Source organism: Paenibacillus sp. 01T422, from assembly GCF_056398785.1.
In genome coordinates this window covers 1-1,991 of sequence record NZ_JBFTQB010001050.1, presented here as the reverse complement: position 1 = coordinate 1,991, position 1,991 = coordinate 1, and the positions used below count along the sequence as shown (strand labels likewise).

The following is a 1,991-nucleotide window of genomic DNA, read 5'->3' as shown; positions in this document are numbered from 1 at the left end:
GAGGTGTACTATGGCAAACGCGAAAATTCTTGCAGCAAAAGAACAGGCAGTAGCTGAAGTAACTGAAAAGTTCAAAGCTAGTGCTTCTACAATCATCGCTGACTACCGCGGTTTGAACGTAGCTCAAGTAACACAACTACGTAAAACTTTGCGCGAAGCTGGTATTGAATTCGTAGTTCTCAAGAACTCGTTGGCTAGACGCGCATCGGCAAATGCTGAACTAGGATTGGATGAGTACCTAACAGGTCCAACCGCTATTGCTTTCAGCAAAGACGATCTAGTTGCTCCGGCGAAAATTTTGACTGAATTTGCGAAAAAGAATGATCAATTGAGCGTAAAAGGTGGCGTGGTCGAAGGCCGCGTAGTTGGATACGATCAAATCAAAGCACTTGCTGAACTTCCATCCAGAGATGGTCTTCTCTCCATGTTGCTTAGCGTTCTTCAAGCTCCAGTTCGTAACTTTGCACTTGCTGTTAAAGCAGTTGCTGAGAAAAAAGAAGCTGAAGGTCAAGCTTAATTTCAGTTTACGAAACGTTTTACAACAACAAACTAATTTATTAATGATAATGGAGGTTTAACCATGAGCACAAATGCAACGATCCTAGAAGCAATCAAAGGCATGACAATCTTGGAATTGAACGACCTGGTTAAAGCAATCGAAGAAGAGTTTGGCGTAACAGCAGCAGCTCCAGTAGCAGCTGGCGGTGGCGCAGCAGTAGCAGTTGAAGAAGCTCAAACTGAGTTTGATGTTATCTTGACTGGCGCTGGTGCTTCCAAAATCAACGTAATTAAAGTAGTTCGCGAAATCACAGGTCTTGGCCTGAAAGAAGCGAAAGACCTAGTTGACGGCGCTCCAAAAGCAGTAAAAGAAAAAATTAGCGCAGAAGAAGCAGAAGCTGTTAAAACTAAGCTTACTGAAGCTGGCGCATCTGTAGAAGTTAAGTAATCTCTTTTCAGGAAACCTCTTGAAGCTTGCCTTCAAGAGGTTTTTTTACCTAAGCTTTTACCCTTAGGAAAGCCTTAGGAACGCTCGCAGTTATTTGATTTTCCTATTGGTAAAAATGAGGAGGGAATCTTAACGTGTCAGAGCATTATTATACGCAGCGTCCTACGGTTAAGCATGATGTCAATGTGGCGCAAGAGGAACTGCGTGGCAGAAAGTACACATTCCTGACGGATGCTGGCGTCTTTTCGAAAAAAGGTGTGGATTATGGAAGTAAGCACTTGATTGAAACGATGCAGCTGAAAGAGGATGCCAAGGTGCTTGATGTCGGTTGTGGTTATGGCCCGATTGGCCTTGCGGCAGCGACAATGTGTCCGAGAGGGCATGTGACAATGGTCGACATTAATGAACGAGCCGTTGAGTTGAGTACTGAAAATGCGCGGCGCAATGGGATTGTCAATGTGTCGATACTACAGAGCGATCTCTTGGAACAGGTGAAAGAGCAGCGTTTTGATGTTGTGCTCACTAATCCTCCGATTCGTGCCGGCAAGGAAGTTGTACATCGCATTTTCACAGATGCCTATGATTGTTTGGTTGATGGGGGATCAATTTGGGTTGTTATTCAGAAGAAACAAGGTGCACCCTCAGCGATGAAGAAACTCGAGTCTCTCTACAGTGAAGTTATTGAGGTATCCAAGGATAAGGGATACAAAATACTTAAGGCAACAAAGTAGAGCGTGAATGCATTGCGAGTACAATTCGTAACTTACAATCGTGGAAATTAGTTTGACTTGACTTTTCATATGTGATATTATTAAAAAATGTCAGTATTAAGATGGGACACATGTCTTTAGTTAACAAAAATGTCAAGTCTTTTTTTCCTCCAAGATGAATAAAATTTGAACTTATAACGTATAATGTTTGAATTTTAGGAAACTCTAACAGGATGGGAAGAAATATTTGGAAAGTCTTAATGATTACAGGGAAATTCTTCATCCATACAGTCGCTTAATTCGGACGGGCTCCAATAACGGAGGCGTCCTGAGTG

At 42.5% G+C, this 1,991-nt stretch carries 3 protein-coding genes; all 3 read left to right on the top strand.

The features are described from left to right. Window positions 1-10: 10 nt before the first annotated feature. The 3 genes from rplJ to AC1DUA_RS35335 all read left to right on the top strand — a co-directional run bounded on the left by rplJ (window position 11) and on the right by AC1DUA_RS35335 (window position 1,677). Entirely contained in the window at window positions 11-517 is a 507-nt protein-coding gene (gene rplJ, locus AC1DUA_RS35345) for a 50S ribosomal protein L10 (protein ID WP_145669473.1), read from the top strand. Window positions 518-580: 63 nt separating this feature from the next. Continuing rightward, entirely contained in the window at window positions 581-946 is a 366-nt protein-coding gene (gene rplL, locus AC1DUA_RS35340; RefSeq protein WP_477504183.1) for a 50S ribosomal protein L7/L12, read from the top strand. Window positions 947-1,080: 134 nt separating this feature from the next. Next, the gene (locus tag AC1DUA_RS35335; protein ID WP_477504182.1) at window positions 1,081-1,677 is read left to right on the top strand and encodes a class I SAM-dependent methyltransferase; all 597 of its coding nucleotides are present in this window, start codon (window positions 1,081-1,083) and stop codon (window positions 1,675-1,677) included. Window positions 1,678-1,991: the final 314 nt, after the last annotated feature.

Coding starts and splice junctions, on each gene's coding strand:
- rplL (WP_477504183.1), top strand. CDS start 581: ATGAGCACAAATGCAACGATCCTAGAAGCAATCAAAGGCATGACAATC.
- rplJ (WP_145669473.1), top strand. CDS start 11: ATGGCAAACGCGAAAATTCTTGCAGCAAAAGAACAGGCAGTAGCTGAA.